Source organism: Okeania sp. (genome assembly GCF_983059655.1).
In genome coordinates this window covers 1-4,693 of sequence record NZ_CEZPJD010000639.1, presented here as the reverse complement: position 1 = coordinate 4,693, position 4,693 = coordinate 1, and the positions used below count along the sequence as shown (strand labels likewise).

Genomic DNA, 4,693 nt, shown 5'->3' with positions numbered 1-4,693 from the left:
ATGAAGTCTCGCGAACGTCGGGAAATTATTGATGAAATGGCAGGAGTGGCTCAATTTGACAGAAAAATTACCCTGGCCAAAGATAAATTAGACTTAGTGAAAGAACAAGAAGAAAAAAGTCGCATTGTAGAAAAAGAACTGCAAAAACAATGTGACCGTCTTTCCCAAGACTGTGTAAAAGCTCAAAAATATCAAGAATTGCGGGGTCAACTAGAACAAAAGAGTCTCTGGCAAACAATTCTTAAATGGCAAAACCTCCAAAAACAAGAATGGAAACTTAGGGAAAATATAGAGTCAGGCGATCGCTCTGCCACAGAAATTAACCAAAATATTCAAACCAAACAAACCGAAATTCAACAGGCCCAAACCGAACTAGACCAACTCAATGTCCAAGTTAAAGCTTTGGGAGAAGAAGAACTTTTAGCTCTACAATCAACCCTTGCCACCCAAGAAGCTGACCGCCGTCAACTCAAACAAAAGCATAAAGAATTAGAAGCAACGATAGAGCAAACCATCAATAACCTCAGCCAACTCCAACAAGAAATACAGAAACATCAACAAAATTTGGAAATATTAGCCACAAACAAAATTGTTCAAGCTCAAGAAGTCGAATCTCTAGAGTCCACTCGTAACCAAGCACGGGAAACCCTTAACCAACAACGAGAGTCAGCTAGTGCCATTGCCTCTACTGCTGAAGCTTGGATACAAGAACAAGCCCAACTTCACCATCAAATTGAAACCCTACAACAAACTCTTAACCCCCAACTGACCGAACAAGCAAGAGTTAGGGAACAAATACATCAGTTAGAAAAGCAAATTCAAGAACAGCAAGAGTCTATGGCTGCCCTGGCAGTAGAAATAGAAAATCAGAATAAATACCATAAAAAAGTAGAAAAGTCAAAAGAAACCGCCAATTATCAAGTAGAATCCTTGACCAAACAATTAGCAGCAGTAGAACAAGACCTGCAAATTCAACAAGATACTCAAACTCGCCTTCTCCAGGAACAAAGGGAAAGACAGCGGAAACTAGATAAATTAGAAGCCCAACAACAAGCAGTTCAAGAAGCTTCGGGAACTTATGCCACTAAAATGCTGCAACAGTCTGGTATTTCTGGCATTTGTGGTTTAGTGGCACAACTGGGGAGAGTAGAACCAAAATATCAGTTGGCTTTAGAAATTGCTGCTGGAGGCCGTCTAGGAAATATGGTGGTAGAAAATGATGGGGTGGGAGCTGCCGGGATTGAATTTTTGAAGCGACAAAGAGCTGGGAGAATGACTTTTTTACCTTTGAATAAAATTCGGCCTCCTCGCCTAAACCGTGATGATAGTTTGCGTTGGGGGGCAGCGGGGTTTATTGATTATGCGGTGAATTTGATTGACTGTGACTCTCGTTATCAGAATATTTTTGCCTATGTGTTTGGCTCTACAGTGGTATTTGATACTTTGGCAAATGCTCGAAAGTATTTGGGTAAACATCGAATAGTTACTCTGGATGGGGAAATATTGGAGACCAGTGGGGCGATGACTGGGGGAAGTGTGTCCCGTCGTTCTGGTAGCTTACATTTTGGCACGGTTGATGGTAGTGAGTCGGCAGAAATAGGGGAAATGGAAGTTCATCGTCAGCGCCTCCAGGAAATAGAGATTGTTTTGGAGCGCTGTCAGATAGAGATTTCTCGGAGAAAGGAGGATGTGAAGGAGCGGGCGCAAGCTTTGATGGAAGGGAAGCAGTATTTTAGAGAAACTCAGCTCAAAGTGGAGCAAATTGAGTCAGAATTGCAAAAATTGAATAGACAACAGGAGCAAGGGCAAGGGCAATTAGAGAAAAATAATCGGGAACTAGCCAATGCTCGGACAAGATTAACATTCCTAGACCAAGAAATTCCAGCACGAGAAGTCCAATTAACAGAGTTAAAGCAAACTTTGGCTGAGTTGGAAAAGTCTCATACTCACAGTGAGTGGCAACAAATGCAGGAGATGATTCGGTCTCAAGAGGCAGTATTACAAGAGCGGGAGAGTAATTGGCGAGCTGCCCAACAACAACTTCAGGAGTTGGAAAATCAACAAAGGCTTTTACAAGAAAAGGTAGAAGCTATTTCTCGTCGGCAGTCAGAATATCAAGAGCAAGAATTAGCAGCTAGGGAAAATATTAAAGATATAGATAGTCAATTATCGGTTGTAGACGAGCAAATAGCTGAAATCAAAGTAAGTATGGCCAAAGCAGAAGAAAAGTTAGGCACAGAAAAACAAAAAAGAGACCAGGCAGAGGCAAGTCTACGAGAACTTTATTTAGCTAAACAACAATTAGAATGGCAACTACAAAAACTGCAAGAATCTCAAGAGGGACGTCGGGAACAGTTAGTCGCTTTGCGGACTCAGTTAGAAGAACAAAAGGCAGAGTTACCCGAACAAGTGCCAGAAGTGCCGGAAAATATTAAAATGGGAGAATTAGATAAGGAGGTGCGATCGCTACAGAAACAACTTCAGGCCCTAGAACCTGTAAATATGTTAGCCCTAGAAGAATTTGACCAAACCCAAAAACGTTTGGAAGAGCTAAGTCAAAAATTATCGACTCTGGAAGGAGAGCGCACGGAACTGTTGTTAAGAATAGAAAACTTTACTACTTTGAGACAACGTTCATTTTTTGAGGCTTTCAATGCTGTGAATGAAAACTTTCAGACCATTTTTGCTCAACTTTCTGAAGGAGATGGTTATCTACAGTTAGATGATACAGAAGATCCATTCAACAGTGGGTTAAATTTAGTCGCCCATCCCAAAGGAAAACCAGTCCAGAGATTAGCCTCTATGTCTGGGGGAGAAAAATCTTTGACAGCTTTAAGCTTTATATTTGCCTTACAGCGTTACCGTCCATCTCCTTTTTATGCCTTTGATGAGGTGGATATGTTTTTGGATGGGGCAAATGTGGAGCGATTAGCTAAAATGATTGAAAAACAGGCACAACAAGCTCAATTTATTGTTGTTAGTCTCAGGAGGCCAATGATGGAATCATCCCAGCATACTATTGGTGTTACCCAAGCTAGAGGCGCTCATACCCAAGTTTTAGGGATTAAAATGACTAGGTCTTAAATCTATATTGGGGTTTGCTGAATAAATTGGTTGGTGGGAGTAGGACACGGGGACGCGGAGACGCGGAAACGCGGAGGTGGGGAAAACAGAAAACAGTTTTGGCCATTTTATCTGAAGTAATTTTCTTGAATTTCAGTAGAAAATTTCAGTGTTTTAAGGCAAAACTAGCCAATAACTTAGGAGATAAATTGAATATAAAAAGCTCCATTACCCTAGCTATCCTAACTTTTAGTTTTATTCAGCAAGTCCTATTTGAATAAGGAGACAGGAGTGAGAATAAGTTCCTGTGGACTGAAAATCAATAAATTACAATATAGAAATGAGTAATTTATCTTAACTTTTGACTTTTGACCTATTATAATACTGCCTCAGTCTTACTAAATTCTTTATCGATAAATTACAATGTATAAATTATTAATTTCTCTTAATTTTTAATTTTTGACTTTTGACTTCTGACTTTTGACTTAATTATTTAAGAATCGGGATTAAACAATAATGACATTTGAACAAATTTGCCAACGCTCCGATCTGTTAGGAACTCAAATAATCACTCGTGACAAAGGTAAACGCCTAGGAGTGGTAAGCCAGTTATGGGTAGACGTTGATAGGCGGGAAGTGGTAGCTATTGGACTGCGGGACAATATATTGGCAGTGGCTGGAATACCTAAGTTTATGTTTCTCAATAATATCTGTGAAATAGGTGATGTCATCCTAGTAGATAATGAAGAAGTAGTTGAAGAAGATATTGATGCTGAAGCCTACAGTAGCCTAATAAATAGCGAAGTACTCACAGAAAATGGCGAACTTTTAGGCAGAGTTAGAGGTTTCAAGTTTGATACTAGAGATGGCAAAGTTTTGTCATTGATTATTGCTTCTATTGGTATACCCCAAATTCCAGAGCGAATTATTAGCACTTATGAACTCTCAATTGATGAAATTGTGAGTAGTGGGCCAAATCGCTTGATTGTGTTTGAAGGTTCTGAAGAAAAACTCAAACAGTTAACAGTGGGAGTATTAGAACGTTTAGGTTTAGGAGAAGCACCTTGGCAAAAAGAGGAAGAGGGATTATATTATCCTCCCACTGTGAAACCTGATAATCAATTAGGTACAGGGCAACCAGCTACTCGTGAACCTATTCGTACAGTAGCACCGTCAACTCAAGAAGCATGGGATGAAGATTGGGCAGAACCGGAACCTAGAAGACCTAGGGTAGTTGAACCTGAACCTATTTATGATGACTACTATGAAGAAGAAATGGCTCCCCCTCCACGTCAGCTAGAGCGAGAAGCAGTTTATGAAGATTATTATGAGACAGAAGCAGTTGTTGCACCACCAGTAGCCCGTCAGGAAAGACAAGCTCCTATTTATGATGAGTATGAAGAAGATAATTGGGGAGAGTCAGACGGATATGAGTATGAAGAGGAGAAATATGAACAGAAAAAATATAAACCTGCTTCAGAATATGAATATGACGAAGATATAGAAAAAGATGCCTGGGCTGATGATGAGGCTCCAAAACCCTATCAAGCACCTCGTGTAAATATTCCTCAGAAAACTAAGATGCCAGAATATGAAGAAGAACCTGGTGGTTACTAAATCAATGGATAAT

Annotated in this window: 2 protein-coding genes; both read left to right on the top strand. The window is 40.0% G+C overall.

Annotated elements, in window-relative coordinates:
* Nucleotides 1-3,084, top strand: a 3,084-nt coding sequence (gene smc, locus AC3DU7_RS25730) for a chromosome segregation protein SMC (RefSeq protein WP_488042127.1), incomplete at its 5' end; no start/stop codon positions are given.
* 495 nt (nt 3,085-3,579) lie between these two features.
* Nucleotides 3,580-4,680 (top strand): PRC-barrel domain-containing protein, encoded by a 1,101-nt coding sequence (locus AC3DU7_RS25725; RefSeq protein ID WP_488042126.1) that lies wholly within the window; start codon nt 3,580-3,582, stop codon nt 4,678-4,680.
* The last annotated feature ends 13 nt before the right edge of the window (nt 4,681-4,693 follow it).